Origin of the sequence: Vreelandella lionensis (assembly GCF_044543515.1) — a bacterium.
Classification (GTDB): domain Bacteria; phylum Pseudomonadota; class Gammaproteobacteria; order Pseudomonadales; family Halomonadaceae; genus Vreelandella; species Vreelandella lionensis.
Genome location: NZ_JBITWC010000011.1, coordinates 104,045 through 124,335, shown reverse-complemented (window position 1 = coordinate 124,335; position 20,291 = coordinate 104,045). Strand labels below are relative to the sequence as shown.

The window sequence follows — 20,291 nt, the reverse complement described above, 5'->3', positions numbered from 1 at the left end:
TTTGCAGGACTTATTTTTGCAGGACTAGCGCTTTCGATGCCTGATTCAGACACTCTTGCTTATGACGACCGGCCAGCGGACTCCGTTGGCCTTGTGACCCCTCACGTGGTTAAGTTTGATACGCCGCTGCCGCTTGCCTGTGGCAAAACGCTGCCGGAGTACGAACTGATCTATGAGACCTACGGCACGCTGAACGCCGAGCGCTCTAACGCAGTGCTGATTTGCCATGCGCTGTCGGGGCATCATCACGCTGCGGGCTACCACACCGCCGAGGATCGCAAACCTGGCTGGTGGGATGCCCATATCGGCCCCGGTAAATCCATCGACACCAATCGCTTTTTCGTGGTGTCGCTGAACAACCTGGGCGGCTGCCACGGCAGTACCGGCCCGGTGAGCCATAACCCGGACACCGGCCGCCAGTGGGGTCCTGACTTCCCCGTGGTGACGGTGAGCGATTGGGTCACCAGCCAAGCGCGCCTCGCCGACCATCTGGGCATTGAGCGCTGGGCAGCGGCAGTGGGCGGTAGTTTGGGCGGCATGCAGGTGCTGCAGTGGACGATCACCTACCCCGAACGGGTTGCCAATGCCGTCGTCATTGCGGCCACGCCGCGCCTCTCGGCGCAGAACATCGCCTTCAACGAGGTCGCCCGCCAAGCCATCCGCTCAGACCCGGAGTTCTTCGACGGCTGGTACGCCGAACACGACACCGTGCCTAAACGGGGGCTAAAGCTGGCCCGCATGGTCGGACATATCACCTATCTCTCCGAAGACGCCATGGGCAGCAAGTTTGGCCGCGACCTGCGCAGCGACGACTTGAACTTTGGCTTCGACGTCGAGTTTCAGGTGGAGTCGTACCTGCGCTATCAGGGCGATACCTTCTCGACCGCCTTCGATGCCAATACCTACCTGCTAATGACCAAAGCGCTGGACTACTTCGACCCGGCGGCCAGCTGCGACGGCGATCTTGCCTGCGCCCTGGCACCGGCGCAGTGCCCCTTTTTGATCGTCAGCTTTACCACCGATTGGCGCTTCCCGCCGTCGCGCTCCCGGGAGCTGGTAGATGCGCTGACGCGCGCGGGCAAATCGGTGAGCTATGCCAATATCGAGTCGCCCCACGGGCACGATGCTTTCTTGCTGCCCGAACCGCGTTACCAAGCGCTGTTCAGCGCTTTTATGGGCCGCGTCGCCCGAGAGCAGCACATCGACGCCGCAGGCGCGGAGGAAACACGCTAATGCGCACAGATCTTGAACTGATTTACGACTGGGTTCCCCAAGGCGCACACATCCTTGACCTCGCCTGCGGCGACGGCGTTTTGCTGGAGCGGCTGGCCCAAGAGAAAGGCGTGACCGGCTACGGGTTGGAGATCGACCCAGACGGTATCACCCAGTGTGTTGCCCGAGGGGTCAACGTGATTGAGCACAACCTGGATGATGGCCTGGGCAGCTTCTGCGATAACAGCTATGACCAAGTCATCATGACCCAGGCGCTGCAAGCGCTGCGCCGCCCGGATAAGATGCTCGATGAAATGCTGCGAGTAGCCGAGGAGGGCATCATTACCTTCCCCAACTTCGCCTACTGGCGTCACCGCATTCACCTGGGGCTGCGCGGCTACATGCCGGTGTCGAAATCACTGCCCCACGCGTGGTACGACACACCCAACATTCACCTATCGACGTTTAACGACTTCGAGCACCTGTGCAAAGAGAAAGGCTTGGTGATTGTTGACCGCGCCGTGGGCGTTGGCGACCACAAGGGGCACTGGACCTCGAAGTGGTGGCCGAACCTGTTTGGTGAAATCGCCATTTTCCGAGTGCGCCGACGCGCCTAATACCGCACTTACCTCACCCATGAGAGGAGACACGCTATGGCTATTGCGACACTGCGACGCTTTCCACTTCTGCTGGTGCTGCTGGGGACGCTGCTCAGCGCCACCCAGGCAGCGGCAGAGCAGATGGTGGAAGTGGGGGATTACGAGATCCACTACAACGCCATTGAAACGCGCTTTCTTACCCCAGAAGTGGCGCAGGCGAACAGTATCCAGCGCAGCATCGGGCACGGCTTGGTGAATGTGAGTGTGCGCGAGCGTCAGCCAGATGGCACCACGCGACCGGTCAACGCCAGCGTAGGCGGCTACGTTAGCGACCTCACCGACACCCGCGAACCGCTCAGCTTTCGCACCGTGCACGATGGCGATGCCACCTACCATCTTGCCACATTCACGCTACGCCAAGACGAGCCGATGCGCTTCAATCTCGACGTGCGCTACGACCGCAATGAAAACCCCGAGCCGGTGAGCTTTATCCAGCGCTTCTATATCGAACGCTAAACCCGTACCGGTAGCGCCCGCGCCAGGCGGGCCGCTACCGGTACACTCTGCTGCCACTCCACCATCACGCCATACGCCACTACTTCCACACCCGCGTTCACCGCATCACTCAGCGCCGCCGCATAGGTGGGGTCGATATGGGTCGCCGGTGCCACGTCCGCAATCCCCTCATGCGCCACACAGAACAGCAGCACCGCCCGCTTACCCTGCTCGGCTAACGCCGCCAAGGTGTGCAAATGCTTGGTACCACGCACGCTCACGGAGTCGGGAAAGTAGCCATGCCCGTCCGCCTCTTTCAAAGTGACCTGTTTGACCTCCACGTAGGCGGCGCCCTTCTCAGGGTCATCCAAGCGAAAATCGAGCCGCGCTTCGCCGACCTTCACCTCACGCTTTAACGTTTGATAGCCCGTAAGAGGTGCTATCTCGCCTGCATTAATCGCTGCTTCGACCAAGCCATTCGCTCGCCCGGTGTGAACCGATGCAAGCGCCGTTCCACCATCTGGCTCGGGCAGCTCTATCCACTCCCAGGTCCAGGCCAGCTTGCGTTTGGGGTTATTACTGGGCGAGAGCCATACACGGCAGCCGGGCACGTTCACCGCCTTCATCGAGCCAGTATTCGGGCAGTGAGCCACCACTTCCTCACCGCTATCCAGACGCACATCGGCCAGAAAGCGCTTATAGCGGCGCAGCAGCGTGCCGGGCACCAGCCCTGGATAGGTCATCATAAGCGGCTCACAAAGCGCGCGATGCGCACCACCGCCTCCTGCAGCCGTGCCACGTCGTTGGTGAACGCGATGCGCACATGGTGCTCGCCGCTCTGTACGGCAAAGTCGATACCCGGAGTGATGGCGACGTTCTCCTCCACCAACAGGCGCTCGCAGAAGGCTTGGCTGTCGCGACTGTAGCGGGAGATATCCAGCCAGAGATAGAACGCCCCCTGGGGCGGTAGATCCGGCGCAAGCCCTAGCTCGGCCAGGCCATCCAGCAGCACTTGGCGACGCTGTTTGAGGGTGGCGCGACGGGTTTCCAGAATATCCCGGCACTCCGGGGTAAACGCTGCCAGCGCCGCGTGCTGGGAGGGCGTTGGCGCGGCGAGGAACACATTTTGCGCCAGTCGAGTCAGCGGCTCGACAGCCTGCTCCGGGGCGACCAGCCACCCCAATCGCCAGCCGGTCATGCCGAAGTATTTGGAAAAGCTGTTCACCACAAAGGCGTCATCCGACAGCGACGTGGCCGACAGCGGCGCGTCGTCGTAATTCAGCCCCTGGTAAATCTCATCGACGATGACATCACCGCCCTTGGCGGCTACCGTGTCGATCACCTTCGTGAGCGCCGGGGCCTCCAGCGTATGCCCAGTCGGGTTTGAGGGGCTGGCCAGCATGGCTAAACGCGTCTTGGCCTGCCAGTGCCGCTCAATCAGCGGCGCGGTGAGCTGCCAACCGCTGTCACGCCCAACGGGCACGGTATCAATTTCCGCGCCCGCCAGGGCCATAAAGTGGCGGTTACAGGGGTAGTTAGGGTCGGCCATTAAGACCCGGTCGCCGCTTTCGACCAACAGTTGGCTAGCCAGTAGCAGCGCGCCAGAAGCGCCGGGCGTGACCAGAATACGTGCAGGGTCCACCGTGGCATTGAAGTGTTCGGCATAGTACCCAGCGATGGCTTCACGTAACGACGCCAAACCGGCTGCGGGGGTGTAGCGCGTTTTGCCTTCGGCAAGCGCCTGCTGACCCGCCGCCACAATGGGTGCGGGAGTGGCAAAATCGGGCTCTCCCACTTCCAGATGAATCACATCATGGCCAGCAGCCTCACGTGCCTGAGCCATTTCTAGTAAGTGCATCACGCGAAAAGGCGCAACGTGATCAACACGCGAATTCCAGGCCATCATGGCTCCTTCACCTAGTAGTAGATTAATCATGACCCTGGCCGCACACGATGTGGGACCATGGTCCAAAATGCACTATTATGCTTGCATCACGTGCAATTTTCAGCTAAACAAGCATCCCTTTGGCGTGAGATCGTGACACACGCTCATGGTCGATCAGCAGTCACATACGTAAGGGGCACTCCCATGCCAGTAGCGGAAAAGAAACCGGAAGCGTCCAAGTCCTTCATCCCGTATGAGCCGGCACCGGGTGAAGAGTATATGAACGAGAAGCAGCTCGCGCACTTCCGCCAGCTGCTTCTGGACTGGAAACAGGACCTCATGGAAGAGGTGGATCGTACCGTACGCCACCTGCAGGAAGATGCTAACAACTACGCCGACCCCGCCGACCGCGCGACGCAAGAAGAGGGCTTTAGCCTGGAACTGCGTACCCGGGATCGCGAGCGTAAGTTGCTGAAGAAGATTAACGAAACCATCGAGAAGATCGACGAAGACGATTACGGCTTCTGCGAAGCCTGCGGCGTGGAAATTGGCATCCGCCGTTTGGAAGCACGCCCCACCGCCACGCTTTGCGTTGACTGCAAAACTCTGGCCGAGCTGAAAGAGAAGCAACTGGGCGGTTAAGTACCAAACGCCTCGTCATCCTAAGATGACAGCCAACGGGCACCCTTGAGGTGCCCGTTTTTGTTTGTCATCTTGTGCTCTTCTCATCGCTACGCAGTTTTCCAAACGACGGGTTGCCATGACCGCCACCGCTCACTATCGAGGGCGCTTTGCCCCCACCCCTTCCGGGCCGCTGCACCTTGGCTCGCTGGTTGCCGCTTTAGGCAGCTATTTGGATGCCCGCGCCGCTAGCGGCCAGTGGCTGGTACGCATCGAAGATATCGACCCGCCACGCTGCCCAGAAGGCGCGGACAGCACTATTTTGCGCCAGCTAGAGGCCTTTGGACTAACGTGGGATGGGGAAGTGATATGGCAAAGCCATCGTCATGATGCCTACCAGCACGCGCTGGATCAGCTCGTTGAACAGGGGCTGGCGTATCCATGCAGTTGCTCGCGTAAGCAGTGGCAGGCCTTTGACATCTACCCCGGCTGGTGCCGAAACGGCGTGTGCGATGCCACCAAGCCGGTCGCATGGCGGTTGCGCAGCGACCTCGCCAAACGCCCCGTAGGTTGGAATGATCGGCTGTTCGGCGAGCAGCACTTCGACCCCGCCGAACTGGGCGACGTAGTGTTAAAGCGCAAAGATCAATTATGGGCCTACCAGCTCGCGGTGGTGGTGGATGACGCCCACCAGGGCATTACCAATATCGTGCGCGGGTACGACCTGCTGGATAACACGCCTTGGCAGCAGCAGTTACAGGCAGCGCTAAGCCTACCAACACCTCGTTACCTGCACCTACCATTAGTGGTAACTACGGATGGCCAAAAGCTCTCCAAGCAGAACCTAGCGCCCGCCCTAGCCGAAGAGAGCACCGGGATACGCCGCCAGCTCTTTCAGGCGCTGCAGCTACTCGACCAAGCGCCACCGCCAGCGCTTGTCGATGAATCGCCGGAAGCGCAGCTACGCTGGGCAATAGAGAACTGGTCGGTGTCACGCCTGGCACCGCTTGCCCACCGCCCCACTCCACCGGAGCAGTAAGATGTACGTCTACCGCATCATGCTATTTCTTGTGTTTGGCGGCTACCTGCTATCACCGCTGTTTATGGATGGCTGGGGCGACCCGAGCGTGGCCTGGTACCGCCCTTTTGCGATTTGGGGCGTCCTGATTGCCCTGACGCTATGGCTTGAGCAGAAGAGGAAGTTAGATGAACGCTGAGCTGATAGGCGTTGTATTACTGGGGCTTAGCTACCTTGGGCTGCTGTTTGGCTGCGGCATGGCCGTCGAGCGGGGCTGGGTGCCAGTGCGCATTACTCGCCACCCGATGGTGTATACCCTAGCGCTCGGCGTATACGCCAGCGCCTGGGCAATTTATGGCAGCATCGAATTAGCCGCGAATGCCGGGTTTGGCTACCTCGCTTACTACCTAGGGCCAGCGGGAGCTTTCTTACTCGCCCCTGTGCTGCTGGTACCGATTCAGCGCATTACCCGCACTTACCAGCTCTCTTCATTGGCGGATCTGTTCGCCTTTCGCTACCGCTCCCGCTGGGCGGGAACGCTCGTCACGCTGCTTAGCCTATTTGCCGTATTACCGCTGCTGGGCATTCAGGTGCAAACCTTGAGCGATGCCGTCCAACTACTGACCGGCAGTCGCTACAGCGCGGCGGTAGCGCTGCTATTCTGCGCGGTCATTGCAGGCTGCGCCGTGCTGTTTGGCGCCCGCCACAGCCATCGGCACCGCCACGATACGCTGCTGAGCGTGATTGCCTTTGAGTCGGTGATCAAACTGCTTGCCATGCTCGGGCTCGGTGCCATTGCCCTGTGGTGGGTGTTTGACGGGCCTCAAGATTTACAGCGCTGGCTAGAAGGCCCAGGGGCCGCTCTACAAGCTACCACCCCTCAGTTAGAAGCCCCCCAGTGGCGTACGCTTCTGCTGCTGTTTTTCGCGGCGGCCTTTATGATGCCGCACCTGTTTCAGATCACCTTTGCCGAAAGCCTCTCTCGCCATACCCTACTGCAGGCTAGCTGGACCCTGCCGCTCTTTTTGCTCTTGATGGCGCTACCGGTGCCGCTGATCTTATGGGCGGCGCAGTCGGCCAACGAGAGCGTGCCGCTCGCCGCCTACGCGGCGTATCTGATGACCGAGCACTGGTGGGTCGGTGCGCTGGCCTTTATTGGTGGGCTGGCGGCCGCCAGCGGCACCATGATGATGATCGCGCTCGCACTCTCCGGCATGGTGTTGAACCACATCGTGCTGGTCGCCCGCCCGCCGGAGGCGCGTAGCGACCTCTATGGCTGGCTGCTGTGGCTGCGCCGGGGGCTGGTCGGGGCCGTCATTTTCGGTGGCTGGCTGTTTGCCGAAAGCGTCGGGCGCTATCACTCCCTGACGAACCTAGGGTTGGCCGCGTTCGTGGGCATGGCGCAGTGTTTGCCGGGCCTTCTAGCGCTGCTCTATTGGCCGGGTGCCAACCGCAAAGGCATGATTGCTGGCCTTATCGGCGGTATTGGCGTCTGGCTATGGGGGCTGTGGCTACCGCTGCTGTTCGATATCGCCCTCCCTGCACTACCGTTCACTCTGTTGATGCCTGCCGATGCTCCCGCGTGGTACAACGCCACGCTGATCTCGCTGGCGGTGAATATCGTCTTGCTAATCGTAGTGTCGCTGTTTACGCGCATCTCCGAGGGCGAGCGCTCGGCGGCGGAAGCCTGCTCTGTGGATGCGGTCATCCGCTCGAAACGCCTACCGCTGGAAGCCGCTACGGCGGGGGATTTCCCCGCCCACCTAGCCCAGGCGCTGGGCGATGAAGCCGCCAGCCGCGAAGTGGACCGCGCCCTGAAAGCGCTCAACCTAACCCCGCAAGAGCGCCGCCCCTATGCGCTGCGCCGTTTACGCGACCGTATTCAGGCCAACTTATCAGGGCTGATGGGGCCGTCGGTGGCGCGGGATATTGTGGATCGATACCTGCCCTACCGCCACGACGATGCTCCTGTTACCGATGATATCCACTTTGTCGAGAGCCGCTTAGAAGCCTATCGCTCGCGCCTCACCGGGCTTGCCCGAGAACTCGACGGGCTGCGCCGTCACCATCGGCAAACCCTAGCCTATCTGCCGGTGGGGCTGTGCGTGTTGGGCGACGACGATGAGCTACTGATGTGGAACCAAGCGCTCTCCCAGCTCTCTGGCATCAGCGGCGAAAGCGTGATCGGCTCCCGGCGCGACAGCCTGCCCCCGCCCTGGCCCATGCTGCTGGGCAGCGTGCTGAATGCCAGCCAAACGCCGCTGTACAAACAGGCGGTCACGCTGCACGGCAAAGACTACTTTTTGACGCTGCACAAAGCGGTACTCAGCGGCCACGATAGTCGTGGCGGCAGCGTCATTCTGGTAGAGGATCACACCGAGATGAAATGGCTGGAAGAGGAGCTAGTGCACGCCGCGCGGCTCGCCTCCATTGGCCAGCTCGCCGCTGGTGTAGCCCACGAGATTGGCAACCCGATTACCGGCATCTCATCGCTGGCGCAAAACCTGCGCTACGACACCGAAGACCCGGCGCTGCTGGAAACCGCCGACCAAATTCAGCAGCTCACTCAGCGGGTGACTAAAATCGTCAACTCCCTGGTGGGATTTGCCCATGGCGGACGCCCCGCACTACCGCTCCCCGCCGCGCCAGCATCGCTGAAAACGGTCAGCGAAGATGCGCTGCACTTGATCCATTTAGCCCGCTCAGGCGAGGATGTCACCTTTACCAACGCCTGCCCAAGTGACATTGTGGTGCGCGGTGATGCACAGCGCCTGACCCAAGTCATGGTAAATTTACTGAGCAACGCCAAGGACGCCTGCCAGCCACAGGGTACGGTACGTATTGAGGCAGGCACCCAGGCCAACCACGCTTGGTGGCGCGTCGTCGACGACGGCCATGGGATTGATCCCAGCGTTAAACACCGCCTGTTCGAACCGTTCACCACCACCAAACCGGCGGGTGAAGGCACCGGACTTGGGTTATCGTTGGCGTATCAAATTATCAATGAGCACCAAGGCAAAATAGAGGTCGCTTCACCACCTCCCGGAAAGCCTCGCGGCACGGCCATTACGCTATGGCTACCGCTTTACCAACAGGATGATCACTTGCCCCATGCCCAGGATACTGATTGTTGAAGATGAAGCGATTATTCGCAGCGCGCTAAAGCGCTTACTGGAACGTCATCACTACAGCGTCAGCGAAGCGGCCAGCGCCGAAGAGGCCCGCACGCAGCCGCTCAGCGACTTTGACCTCATCATCAGCGACCTGCGCCTGCCGGGGGAGCCGGGCACGACGCTCATTGAGCTAGCGGCCCCCGCCCCGGTACTGATCATGACCAGCTACGCCAGTATGCGTTCGGCGGTGGATGCGCTCAAGCAGGGCGCCGTTGATTATGTCGCCAAGCCCTTCGACCACACCGAGCTATTGGAAACGGTTGAACGCATTCTGCATAAGCAGTCGATGCAGCAGGGCACGCCGCCGGATATCACCGACGGAGGCGGCGGCCGTCAAACCATGATTGGCGACTGCATCGCCATGCAGGAGGTTTACACGCGCATTCGCAAAACCGCGCCAGCGGATGTGACCGTGCTCATTCAGGGCGAATCAGGCACTGGCAAGGAACTGGTGGCACGCGCCATCCATCAGCAGAGCAAGCGCGCCAAAGCGCCGCTGATTTGCGTGAACTGCGCGGCGATCCCCGAAACGCTGATTGAATCCGAGCTGTTTGGTCACGAGAAAGGGGCGTTTACCGGTGCCAGCGCTGCGCGCACCGGCTTGGTCGAAGCCGCCGACGGCGGCACGCTTTTTCTCGATGAGATTGGCGAGCTGCCCCTGGACGCCCAGGCGCGCCTGCTGCGGGTTCTGCAAGAGGGCGAGATCCGCAAAATTGGCTCCGTGGAAACCCGCCATGTGAATGTTCGGCTGATTGCCGCCACTCACCGCGACCTGCGCGCGCTTTCCAAAAGCGGCGAGTTCCGGCTTGATTTGTACTACCGGCTGAACGTGATGCAGATTGCCCTGCCACCGCTACGCGAGCGCGAAGACGACGTACTTAAAATCGCCGACATCCTGCTGGAAAAGGCCTGCAAGCGCCACGAGCGCCCCGGGCTGCGGCTCTCTAGAGCGGCTCGTCAGGACCTACGCGACTACCCCTGGCCCGGTAACGTGCGCGAGCTTGAAAATGCTCTGGAGCGCGGAGTTATTCTCGCCGAAGGGCATTTGATTCACCCCGATGATTTGGGACTTGGCCCGGTGACTAACCGACCTCACCCACCTGCCGTTAGCCCTGGGGCTTCCACAAATGACGACGCCACGACGGCCGACGAAGACGACCTTTCCCTCGAAGATTACTTCCAGCATTTTGTGCTGGAACACCAGGACCAAATGAGCGAAACCGAGCTGGCCCAGAAACTAGGTATTAGCCGTAAAAACTTATGGGAACGTCGCCAGCGACTGGGCATTCCGCGGAAAAAAACTGCCCGCCGCCAGAATTAGCGTACCGATTGGCTGTTTTTGCAGGGGCTATCCCCTGACCATAAGACTAACGTCTAATAGATTGATTTTCATAAGAAATACTCAAAATATCGTTACCCAGACACTGTTACCTTCCCACACAACGAAGCGAAAAATAGGGTCAAAAACGGGTAACACTTTCCTTCCCAATTAGTTCCCTGGCCTACCCATAAACCTCCAAACCATTGAAATACATAACGTATCGAATGAGTGGCACGGCGAGTGCAATATTACTGGGTAAGAAGAACAAACTGGGCAGCGCGGTTAGTCGCTAACAAAAACAACATGACACCGCCCCGACCTGAGCCAAAACAAAAACAACAGGGCCAGGTAGAGATAACAGCACTAACAAGAACAATAGGCTTGAATCTCATTACTTGCATGCGCAGCACAAGGCCACCAAACGGAGCCATGCAACAAAGCGCAGCGAACAATAACAACAGCCAGCAAGTGCCCAAATAAGGACGCGACGTACACAAGGTTCTGCACCCAAACAACAACAATAGCAGCATAGGTGTACACCCCCGGAGCCAATAACAACTCGCCGGGAGAGAAAAGTTCGCGGTTGGATTATTGTTTTGAATACGAGGCGGTCGGGATCAGAGTGGTTCTTACGCCTGCCGACTGCGGTGCGTATTCAGGGCGATGTGCCATCATGAATAAAAATAGCAGCATGGACGCTGATTGTCTGCTTTATAGGGGAGGCTCACGTAGCCTCCCCTTTCCGCGTTTATAGGGCTCGATGTTGTGGTCTTCTAGCAAACCTCTCCTCGGCGCTTTGCAAGCCAGAAGGGGTCGGATACACTCAATCCCTTACCGTCCTCCATACGGTTACGTTTTCGAACCCGTTTTCGCTACACTGCGAGTCGATATCGCCGCATGTTTAAAGGATTTACCCGTTTATTACATAGCCCGGGAGAGCACTTGAAATCCCTGCTCGATTCCCCAGAGAGCGCCTCTGATGCGCTCAGTCCTCGTATTATTCCGCGCTCCGAGCATCCCGTCTCTCGTCAGCAAATCAGTGAAGCCGCGCTCAAGGTGCTGTACCGCCTCAATGGGGCTGGTTTCGATGCCTATCTTGTCGGTGGCTGCATTCGCGACGCGCTGCTGGGCAAAATGCCGAAAGACTTCGATGTTGCCACCAACGCAACGCCCGAGCAGGTACGCGATCTGTTTCGCAACTCACGCCTGATTGGCCGCCGCTTCCGCATCGTTCACGTGCGCTTTGGCCGCGAAGTCATCGAGGTGACCACCTTCCGTGGTAAACCTCAGGACGAGCACGGCGACCATATCGCTCACCAGTCGGACGATGGCCTGCTGCTGCGGGACAACGTGTGGGGCAATATCGAAGAAGACGCGCTGCGCCGTGACTTCACCGTCAATGCGCTCTACTACAATATTGCTGATTTCACGATCCACGACTTTGCCAACGGCGCGCGGGATATTGAGTCACGCACACTGCGGCTGATCGGCGACCCCACGACCCGCTACCGTGAAGACCCGGTACGGATGCTGCGCGCGGTTCGCTTTGCAGCCAAGCTCGACTTCACCATCGAGCCCGCCACCGAAGCACCGATGTACGACTTGGCGCCGCTGCTGCTGCAAATTCCGCCTGCGCGCCTGTTCGATGAAGTGCTCAAGCTGTTTATGGCGGGCCACGGATTAATCACTTTCCGCTTGCTCAGCCATTACAATCTGTTTGGCATGCTCTTCCCAGAATCAGAAGAAGCCATGGCCGATGCCGCTTGGGCAGAAGAGCTGATTGAACAAGCGTTGACCAATACCGATAAGCGTATTGCTGACGGCCGTCCAGTCACGCCGGCGTTCTTATTAGCAGCTTTTTTATGGGCACCCGTGGCCCATCGCCAAGCGGCGCTTGAGCGCGAAGGTATGCCCGCCGTGCCTGCATTACAAACAGCAGCGCAAGAGGTTGTCTCGCGTCAGCTGCAGCATATTTCGATTCCCAAGCGCTTTGGTATCCCCATGCGCGAAATCTGGGAGCTGCAAGCACGCTTGCCGATGCGCCGGGGCAAACGGGCTTTCCAAACCCGCGAGCATCCGCGCTTCCGTGCTGCTTATGACCTCCTGTTGCTACGTGAACAGGCGGGTGAAATTCCCCGTGGGCTAGGCGACTGGTGGACGGCGTTTCAGAAAGGCGATGAGCACGAACAACTCCGCCTACTGCAAAAAGTCGGCAGCGACCCTGCCAGCCAAGGTGACCGCCGGCGCAAAAAACGCCGCAAGCCGCGGAAGGCGAACAGTGAATAACGCCGTTCGCAGTTACATTGGCCTTGGTAGCAATTTGGAGAACCCCAAAGGTCAGGTGCAGCAGGCGCTTCAAGAGCTAGCTGCCCTGCCCTTATCTCGGCTCGTGGCTAGCTCGTCACTCTACGCCACTCCCCCCGTAGGCCCTCAAGACCAGCCTGACTTTATCAACGCGGTCGCCTGCCTCGAGACGCATCTTTCGCCTTTGGCACTGCTGGATCAACTGCAGGCGTTGGAGCAGCGCCACCGTCGGCGGCGGCTGCGCCACTGGGGGCCGCGCACGCTGGATTTAGACCTACTGCTCTACGGCCAACTCACGCTTCATCAGCCACGCTTGACCGTTCCCCATGGGCAGATGCACGCCCGCGCTTTCGTGTTAGTCCCACTGGTGGAAGTCGCCACAGCGCTTCAGCAGCCCATCACCCTGCATCAGCAGCCGCTTAATCACTGGCTAACAGCTGTAAATATGAGCGATATTCGGCGCTTAAATGATACCGGCGTCACCGCGACTGCTACCATCTGACACAAATCTCGACACCACACCCTCATTCAGGTAACAATTGCCGGTTACGCCACATCGCGCATGCAGGGACGCTGCGATAATAATGGCCGAGCAAAGCAGGCGCGTCACACGCCCCTGCCGCATCGGCCCCATAAAGATTGAATGAGAGCACGCCATGAAAACCGTCACCCTGAGCACTCTGCAGGCGTATAAGCGCGCCGGTGAAACGTTCAGCTGCCTGACTGCTTACGATGCCTCCTTTGCCCATACTGCTAGCGCGGCGGGTATTGATGTCCTACTGGTAGGCGACTCCCTGGGCATGGTTCTACAGGGCCATAGCAGCACCCTCCCAGTGACCATCGACGATATTTGCTACCACACCCGCTGCGCTGCGCGCGGCAAAGGCCACAGCCTGCTGATGGTCGATCTACCGTTTATGAGCAACGCCACCACCGAACGCTTATTGGAGGATGGCGCGGCGCTGATGCGTGCGGGTGCAGAGTTGGTGAAAGTTGAGGGCGAAGCGTGGATGGCCGACGGCATACGCGAACTAACCCGCCGCGGCGTCCCTGTTTGCGCCCACTTAGGCTTGACGCCGCAAACCGTTTACCAACTGGGCGGTTATAAGGTCCAGGGCCGCGAGGCTGAGCAAGCAGAAAAAATTATTCATGACGCCAAAGTGCTGGTCGAGGCAGGCGCATCGGTTATTTTGCTGGAGTGCGTACCCGCCAGCCTGGGCAAAGCGGTTACCGACGCCCTCGATGTCCCAGTCATCGGTATTGGCGCAGGCCCGGATACCGACGGCCAGATTCTGGTAATGCACGACGTGCTGGGCGTTACCCATGGCCGCACACCGCGTTTTGTGAAGAACTTTATGGCGGACGCACACTCTATTCAAGGTGCGTTTGAGCAGTACCATGAAGCGGTCAAAACCCGCACGTTTCCCGCTCTGGAACACTGTTTTTAAGTGAGTGACAGCGAATCCCCTATGCGCACTTTGCGAGATATTAACGAGCTACGCGCCACTCTGCGCGACTATCGCCTAAAGGGCCAGCGCATTGCGCTGGTGCCTACCATGGGCAACCTGCACGCTGGGCATTTGGCACTCATTGCGACCGCCCGCCAGCATGCAGATGTGGTCGTCTCCAGTCTGTTTGTTAACCCAATGCAGTTTGGCCCTGGCGAAGATTTAGACGCCTACCCGCGCACGTTTGAAGCTGACCAGCGCCAGCTCACCGAAGCAGGCTGTGACCTTCTGTTTGCCCCCACAGTCAGCGCCCTCTACCCCAACGGGCTGGCAGCTCAAACCCGCGTCCACGTGCCCGAGGTCGGCGAAGGGCTTTGCGGTGGCTCACGCCCTGGGCATTTTGACGGTGTCTCCACCGTAGTGAGCATGCTGTTTAACCTAGTGCAGCCAGACGTCGCCTGCTTTGGTGAAAAGGATTACCAGCAGCTCGCGGTGATCCGCAAGCTGGTGGCTGACTTGCACATGCCCATCGAGATTATTGGCGTGCCGATTGTGCGCGCCGACGATGGCTTGGCGCTCTCCTCACGTAATGGCTACCTCAGCGAGCAGGAGCGCGCCATAGCGCCCACGCTCTACCGTACGCTGTGCGAGCTACGTGATGCGCTGGCCCAAGGCGAATCCGCCGAACAGGTACTACAACGGGGTAAAACCGCGCTGTATGATGCCGGCTTTACGCCGGACTATCTTGAGCTGCGGGATGCCACCCTAAAACCTGTGGCGGCCTCCACGCGCCATGCCGTGCTCTTAGCCGCCGCCAAGCTCGGCCCAGCCCGGCTTATCGACAATCTCAGCGTGCAGCTTCCTAGCGCTGCCACTGACTAGCCCGTCAGGCTAGCTCTTTACCCAGGAGTTTCCATGCATACCATTATGCTCAAAGCCAAGCTGCATATGGCCCGTGTTACCCACGCCGTATTGAACTATGAAGGCTCGTGCGCCATCGACGGCGAACTGCTGGATATGGCCGGCATCCGCGAAAATGAACAGATTCAGATTTATAACGTGGAGAACGGCGAGCGCTTCACCACTTATGCCATTCGTGGCGAAGAGGGCTCACGTTTGATCTCGATCAACGGCGCAGCGGCGCATCTGGCCTCGCCAGGGCACCGCATCATTATTTGCAGCTACGCCCACTACTCAGAAGCCGAACTTGAAAACCATCAGCCTGCGCTGGTGTACCTCCAAGAAGGCAACCACGTTAGCCATACCAGCAACGCCATTCCGGTCCAATTGGCATAAGCTAATCATCTGAGAATGCGTTATTTAACGGGCCGTTGATCGGCCCGTTTTTATTTGCCAAAAAAAGCGTATTGCCGCAATGCACAACCTTCCCCTATGCTGATAGCCAAGCCTGTCAATACACGCTAATAACGATGTTAATAACAACGGATAGGCAGCGACGTCTATCTGCCATAGGAACGATGCAACACTTACTCAAGGAGTTATCGTATGCAAGACGTGGTCATTGTGGCGGCACGCCGCACCGCCGTAGGTAGCTTTGGTGGATCACTCGCTGGTATTCCTGCCAGCGACCTGGGCGCACTAGTGATTAAAGATATTATGGCTTCCACCGGGGTGGCTCCTGCGCAAATCGATGAAGTGCTACTGGGCCAAGTGCTCACTGCAGGCGTCGGCCAAAACCCGGCACGCCAGGCAGCTATTAAAGCGGGCCTACCTGACACCGTACCAGCCATGACGATTAATAAAGTATGTGGCTCGGGCCTTAAAGCACTGCATCTAGCGACCCAAGCCATTCGCTGCGGCGACGCTGACATTATTCTGGCCGGTGGTCAGGAGAATATGTCTGCCTCTCCACACATCCTGCCGAACTCCCGTAACGGCCAGCGCATGGGCGACTGGAAAGCCATCGACTCCATGGTTCATGACGGCTTGTGGGACGCGTTCAATAACTATCACATGGGGATCACTGCCGAGAACTTGGCAGAGAAGTACGGCATCACTCGGGAAGAGATGGACGAATTTGCCGCTGCTTCCCAGCAGAAAGCAGCCGCTGCCATTAAAGAGGGCAAATTCAAAAGCCAGATCGTGCCGGTGGAAGTGCCCCAGCGTAAAGGCGACCCGGTGGTGTTCGATACCGACGAAAATCCCCGAGAAGTGTCTGCCGAGAAGCTAGGCGGCATGCGCCCCGCGTTCAAGAAAGATGGCGCCGTGACTGCTGGCAACGCCTCGTCGCTAAACGACGGCGCTGCGGTCGTCATGCTCTGCTCGGCGGAAAAAGCTAAAGAACTCGGCCTGGAGCCGCTAGCCCGCATCGCAGCTTACTCCAACGCAGGCGTCGACCCGGCCATTATGGGTATTGGCCCGGCCCCAGCAACACGCCGCTGCTTGGAAAAAGCAGGCTGGAGCTTGGATGACCTAGACCTCGTTGAAGCTAACGAAGCCTTCGCCGCCCAAGCGCTCTCGGTCAACAAAGAGCTTGGCTGGGACACCTCTAAAGTGAACGTGAACGGCGGTGCTATTGCCCTGGGCCACCCCATCGGTGCTTCTGGCTGCCGTGTTCTGGTTACGCTGCTCCACGAGATGATTGCCCGCGACGCCAAAAAAGGCCTCGCTACGCTGTGTATCGGCGGCGGCCAAGGGGTTGCACTGGCGATTGAGCGTCCGTAACACCTCTTAAGCGGAACGTAGAGAGAGTGCCCCCGCCACGCGGGGGCATTTTTTTCACTGGTCTTGCCAAGCCATTAGCGACGCTTCTCCCCCACAATGCGCGAGGGTGTGCGCCATACCAATAGCATCCCCAGCAGAAACAGCCCTGATGCCGCCCACATGGCCATGGGCAGGCTGGTGGTATCAACCACTTGGCCACCTACCATGGCTCCCAGGCCAATCGACATATTAAAGACAAATGCCATCAGCGCCGTAGCGGCTTCCGTATTGGGCGCTGTGCGCAGTATCCAGGTTTGAATACTCACCGATACACTGCCAAAGACTGCGCCCCACACCATCAGCAGCATAACGCCGCTAATGGGCTGAACACCTAATAGTGGGAATAGCGCCACGACTACCAGCAGTAGGCTGGGAATCGCCAGCACCGCACGGTAGGGATGTCGCCCAGCAAAGACACCCGCCGCGATATTGCCCAAAATCCCCGCCGCCCCGTAGAGCAGCAGCAAGCTTCCAACGTGACGTTGGGCAATCCCGCTAATCTCCTGAAGGATCGGGCTAATAAAGGTATAAGCGGCAAAGTGGCCGACCACCACAAAGCCCGTGGTCAGCACCGCTACCCGCACGCCACGATTTTTTAGCTGTTGCGCGAGCACCCTTAGCCGCACTGGCTCTCGGGGCGGCAACGGCGGTAGCCAGCGCCAAAGTGCTAAGGCCGTGATCAGGCTCAAGCCACCCAAGGCACCAAACGCGACTCGCCAGTTGCTTAAATCGCCTAACAGCGTACCCAGCGGCACGCCTAAAACGGAGGCCGCCGCCACCCCGCCAAAAATAATGGTCATGGCTTTAGGCACTTGAGCACTCGGTACTAAACGCGGCGCAATACTGCCCGCAATCGCCCAAAAACCACCAATGCTGATACCGACCAGCACACGAGCGGCCAACAAAAACACAAAGTTGCTTGCCATGGCTGACAGCACGCTGCCCAGCACCATCACCGCCATCATTAAGGTCAGCATAATTCGGCGATCTAGACGCCCGACTGCAACGGGCAACAGCGGCGCTGAAAACGCCGCGACGACGCCGGGAACCGTTACCATTAAGCCCGCCATACCAGGCGTCACACCCATTGAGTCTGCCACCTGCGATAACAGGCCAATAGGCAATTGCTCTGCAGTGACCAATAAAAAAATGCCGATCATCACGGCGACCACCGCCCACCAACGCGGCGATTCCTGCTGCTCCATGCTGTTTCCTCGATTCCTGGACCTATCAAACGACACCGCCCCCGCAGCCAGAGGCTGCGGGGGCGGTAAGTCGTACGCTGATCGCTACTTAGCTAGCGACATCCGCCTCGGCAGCTGCAAATGCGGCTTTCTCTTCTTCGGTGATCTCTTTGATTGAGAGCTTCACGCGATTGCGGTTGTCGATATCCAGCACTTTCACGATGACATCGTCGCCTTCGTTCAGGAAGTCGCGAACGTTGTTGACGCGCTCCTGGACGATTTGCGAGATATGTACCAGACCATCGGTACCCGGCATGATGTTTACAAAGGCACCGAAGTCAGCGATGCGCACCACTTTGCCTTTGTAGAGCTTGCCGATTTCCGCTTCAGCGGTAATCGCCAGTACGGTATCGATGGCTTTTTTGGCCGCTGCTTTATCTTCTGCGTAGATGCGTACGGTGCCATCGTCGTCAAGGTCGATAGACGCGCCGGTATCTTCGCAAATCTTACGGATGGTCGCGCCGCCTTTACCGATAACATCACGAATCTTATCGGGATCGATTTTGATCGTCGCCATGGACGGTGCGTTTTCAGACACATCGGTACGGCTTTGACTGATCACGGCGTTCATCTGAGCCAGGATACCAATACGCGCTTCGTGGGCCTGCTGCAGCGCGGTCTCCATGATCTCTTCGTTGATGCCTTCGATCTTGATGTCCATCTGCAGGGCGGTCACGCCCTCTTCAGAACCGGCGACTTTAAAGTCCATATCACCCAGGTGGTCTTCATCACCTAGGATATCGGTCAGCACCGCGTAGCCGTCTTCGTCTTTGACGAGGCCCATGGCGATACCCGCCACCGGCGCTTTTAGCGGTACACCCGCATCCATCAGGGCCAGCGACGAACCACATACCGATGCCATAGAACTGGAACCGTTGGATTCAGTAATCTCCGACACCACACGGATGGTGTAGGGGAATACGTCTTCAGACGGCAGCATGGCTTGGATACCGCGACGCGCCAAGCGGCCGTGACCGATTTCGCGACGCTTGGGACCACCCATAAAGCCAGCTTCACCTACCGAGTAAGGAGGGAAGTTGTAGTGAAGCATAAAGCGGTCTTTACGTTCGCCTTCCAGCGACTCGATCAGCTGCGAATCACGCAGCGTACCCAGTGTGGCCACGGCAATCGCCTGGGTCTCACCACGGGTAAAGATGGCAGAGCCGTGAGTTTTCGGCAGCACGCCTACTTCAATGGCCAGCGGGCGCACGGTGACGTTATCGCGGCCATCGATACGCGGCTCGCCTTTGACAACGCGTGAACGCACGACACGCTTCTCAAGCGCTGCGAACGCGCCCTTCACGTCATCTTTGCTGAACTTGCCTTTTGCTTCTTCACCTTCAGCGGCCACTAACTGCTCAACGGCCTCGTCTTTCAGCGCAGCCAGCGCATCCTGGCGAGCCATTTTGTCGGTGATGCGGTACGCTTCGCCCACTTTGGCTTCAAAGGCCTCGGCCATGGCGGTTTTCAGCGCCACGTTCTCAGCCGGAGCCTGCCATTCCCAGCGCGGCTTACCGGCTTCAGCGACCAGTTCTTTAATGGCGTTGACTGCTACCTGCATCTCCTGGTGGCCAAACAGTACCGCCCCCAGCATTTCATCTTCGAGCAGTTCTTGCGCTTCTGATTCCACCATCAGTACGGCGTTTTCCGTACCGGCAACCACCATATCCAATTCAGACGTGGTCAGTTCTTCAACGGTGGGGTTCAGGAAGTAGCCTTGCTCTTCGTTGAAACCAACGCGAGCAGCGCCAATCGGGCCGTTAAACGGTACGCCAGAAATGCTCAGCGCCGCAGAGGTGCCCAACATGGCCGCGATATCCGGGTCATGGTTACGGTCGGTGGAAAGAACGGTGCAGATCACCTGCACTTCGTTCATAAACCCTTTAGGGAACAGCGGACGGATCGGACGGTCGATCAGGCGGGAAGTAAGAGTCTCTTTCTCCGTCGGGCGGCCTTCACGCTTAAAGAAGCCACCGGGGATTTTACCTACGGCGTAGGTTTTCTCTTGGTAGTGTACCGAGAGCGGGAAAAAGGGCTGGCCTGGGTTGACGTCTTTCTTCGCCACCACCGTACACAGTACGACGGTTTCATCCATGGTGACCATGACGGCACCAGTGGCCTGGCGAGCGATACGCCCAGTTTCTAGGGTGACGGTGCTACGACCGTATTGGAACGTTTTTTTGACCGGATTCACGGCTACTTCCTTTAACATTAATAGCTACTTGTCTTTTCGCTTGGGTCGTTTGA

Annotated in this window: 18 protein-coding genes; 14 read left to right on the top strand and 4 right to left on the bottom strand. The window is 58.8% G+C overall.

Going from position 1 to position 20,291, the window contains the following annotated elements:
• Positions 1 to 36 precede the first annotated feature (36 nt).
• Genes metX through ACIGG6_RS08990 form a run of 3 tightly spaced genes read left to right on the top strand, consistent with a single transcriptional unit; the run spans position 37 to position 2,327 of the window.
• Positions 37 to 1,233 (top strand): homoserine O-succinyltransferase MetX, encoded by a 1,197-nt coding sequence (gene metX, locus ACIGG6_RS09000; protein ID WP_399844005.1) that lies wholly within the window; start codon positions 37 to 39, stop codon positions 1,231 to 1,233.
• On the top strand, positions 1,233 to 1,829 hold the full coding sequence (gene metW, locus ACIGG6_RS08995; RefSeq protein ID WP_062372871.1) for a methionine biosynthesis protein MetW: 597 nt from the start codon (positions 1,233 to 1,235) through the stop codon (positions 1,827 to 1,829). Before metX ends, metW begins: the two co-directional genes overlap by 1 nt.
• 36 nt (positions 1,830 to 1,865) lie before the next feature.
• On the top strand, positions 1,866 to 2,327 hold the full coding sequence (locus ACIGG6_RS08990; RefSeq protein WP_399844004.1) for a DUF4426 domain-containing protein: 462 nt from the start codon (positions 1,866 to 1,868) through the stop codon (positions 2,325 to 2,327).
• On the opposite strand, the gene sfsA is transcribed toward ACIGG6_RS08990, so the two are convergent.
• Together sfsA and ACIGG6_RS08980 are read right to left on the bottom strand one after the other, a co-directional pair.
• Positions 2,324 to 3,052, bottom strand: a complete 729-nt coding sequence (gene sfsA / locus ACIGG6_RS08985) for a DNA/RNA nuclease SfsA (RefSeq protein ID WP_399844003.1) — start codon at positions 3,050 to 3,052, stop codon at positions 2,324 to 2,326. The two genes, ACIGG6_RS08990 and sfsA, sit on opposite strands and share 4 nt — an antisense overlap.
• On the bottom strand, positions 3,049 to 4,209 hold the full coding sequence (locus ACIGG6_RS08980) for an aminotransferase class I/II-fold pyridoxal phosphate-dependent enzyme (RefSeq protein ID WP_399844002.1): 1,161 nt from the start codon (positions 4,207 to 4,209) through the stop codon (positions 3,049 to 3,051). Before ACIGG6_RS08980 ends, sfsA begins: the two co-directional genes overlap by 4 nt.
• Positions 4,210 to 4,395: 186 nt before the next feature.
• On the opposite strand from ACIGG6_RS08980, the gene dksA reads away from it, so the two are divergent.
• The 11 genes from dksA to ACIGG6_RS08925 all read left to right on the top strand — a co-directional run bounded on the left by dksA (position 4,396) and on the right by ACIGG6_RS08925 (position 16,761).
• The gene (gene dksA, locus ACIGG6_RS08975) at positions 4,396 to 4,833 is read left to right on the top strand and encodes an RNA polymerase-binding protein DksA (protein WP_044629489.1); all 438 of its coding nucleotides are present in this window, start codon (positions 4,396 to 4,398) and stop codon (positions 4,831 to 4,833) included.
• 118 nt (positions 4,834 to 4,951) lie between these two features.
• Positions 4,952 to 5,851 carry a tRNA glutamyl-Q(34) synthetase GluQRS gene (gene gluQRS, locus ACIGG6_RS08970; protein WP_062360572.1) on the top strand — a complete coding sequence of 300 codons (900 nt, stop codon included), beginning with the start codon at positions 4,952 to 4,954 and terminating at the stop codon, positions 5,849 to 5,851.
• A 1-nt stretch (position 5,852) separates the two neighbouring features.
• Positions 5,853 to 6,029 carry a hypothetical protein gene (locus ACIGG6_RS08965; protein WP_192859188.1) on the top strand — a complete coding sequence of 59 codons (177 nt, stop codon included), beginning with the start codon at positions 5,853 to 5,855 and terminating at the stop codon, positions 6,027 to 6,029.
• A complete protein-coding gene (locus tag ACIGG6_RS08960; RefSeq protein ID WP_399844000.1) occupies positions 6,019 to 8,964 on the top strand; it encodes an ATP-binding protein in 2,946 nt (981 codons plus the stop codon). Before ACIGG6_RS08965 ends, ACIGG6_RS08960 begins: the two co-directional genes overlap by 11 nt.
• Positions 8,942 to 10,324 (top strand): sigma-54-dependent transcriptional regulator, encoded by a 1,383-nt coding sequence (locus ACIGG6_RS08955; RefSeq protein ID WP_399843998.1) that lies wholly within the window; start codon positions 8,942 to 8,944, stop codon positions 10,322 to 10,324. Before ACIGG6_RS08960 ends, ACIGG6_RS08955 begins: the two co-directional genes overlap by 23 nt.
• An 897-nt stretch (positions 10,325 to 11,221) precedes the next feature.
• A complete protein-coding gene (gene pcnB / locus ACIGG6_RS08950) occupies positions 11,222 to 12,610 on the top strand; it encodes a polynucleotide adenylyltransferase PcnB (protein ID WP_089674860.1) in 1,389 nt (462 codons plus the stop codon).
• Positions 12,603 to 13,130: a 2-amino-4-hydroxy-6-hydroxymethyldihydropteridine diphosphokinase gene (gene folK, locus ACIGG6_RS08945; RefSeq protein ID WP_399843996.1), complete on the top strand. Its 528-nt coding sequence runs from the start codon at positions 12,603 to 12,605 to the stop codon at positions 13,128 to 13,130. The genes pcnB and folK overlap by 8 nt, the downstream gene beginning before the upstream one ends.
• Positions 13,131 to 13,284: 154 nt before the next feature.
• Positions 13,285 to 14,076 carry a 3-methyl-2-oxobutanoate hydroxymethyltransferase gene (gene panB, locus ACIGG6_RS08940; RefSeq protein WP_399843994.1) on the top strand — a complete coding sequence of 264 codons (792 nt, stop codon included), beginning with the start codon at positions 13,285 to 13,287 and terminating at the stop codon, positions 14,074 to 14,076.
• Positions 14,077 to 14,097: 21 nt separating this feature from the next.
• Positions 14,098 to 14,958, top strand: coding sequence for a pantoate--beta-alanine ligase (gene panC / locus ACIGG6_RS08935; protein WP_044629481.1), 861 nt, complete (start codon positions 14,098 to 14,100; stop codon positions 14,956 to 14,958).
• Between the two features lie 33 nt (positions 14,959 to 14,991).
• Positions 14,992 to 15,372: an aspartate 1-decarboxylase gene (gene panD, locus ACIGG6_RS08930; RefSeq protein WP_009723730.1), complete on the top strand. Its 381-nt coding sequence runs from the start codon at positions 14,992 to 14,994 to the stop codon at positions 15,370 to 15,372.
• 210 nt (positions 15,373 to 15,582) lie between these two features.
• Positions 15,583 to 16,761 (top strand): acetyl-CoA C-acetyltransferase, encoded by a 1,179-nt coding sequence (locus ACIGG6_RS08925; protein ID WP_399843992.1) that lies wholly within the window; start codon positions 15,583 to 15,585, stop codon positions 16,759 to 16,761.
• Between the two features lie 74 nt (positions 16,762 to 16,835).
• Here ACIGG6_RS08925 and ACIGG6_RS08920 read toward each other — a convergent pair whose 3' ends face one another.
• A complete protein-coding gene (locus ACIGG6_RS08920; RefSeq protein WP_399843990.1) occupies positions 16,836 to 18,005 on the bottom strand; it encodes an MFS transporter in 1,170 nt (389 codons plus the stop codon).
• An 88-nt stretch (positions 18,006 to 18,093) separates the two neighbouring features.
• The gene (pnp, locus tag ACIGG6_RS08915; protein ID WP_399843988.1) at positions 18,094 to 20,256 is read right to left on the bottom strand and encodes a polyribonucleotide nucleotidyltransferase; all 2,163 of its coding nucleotides are present in this window, start codon (positions 20,254 to 20,256) and stop codon (positions 18,094 to 18,096) included.
• Positions 20,257 to 20,291: the final 35 nt, after the last annotated feature.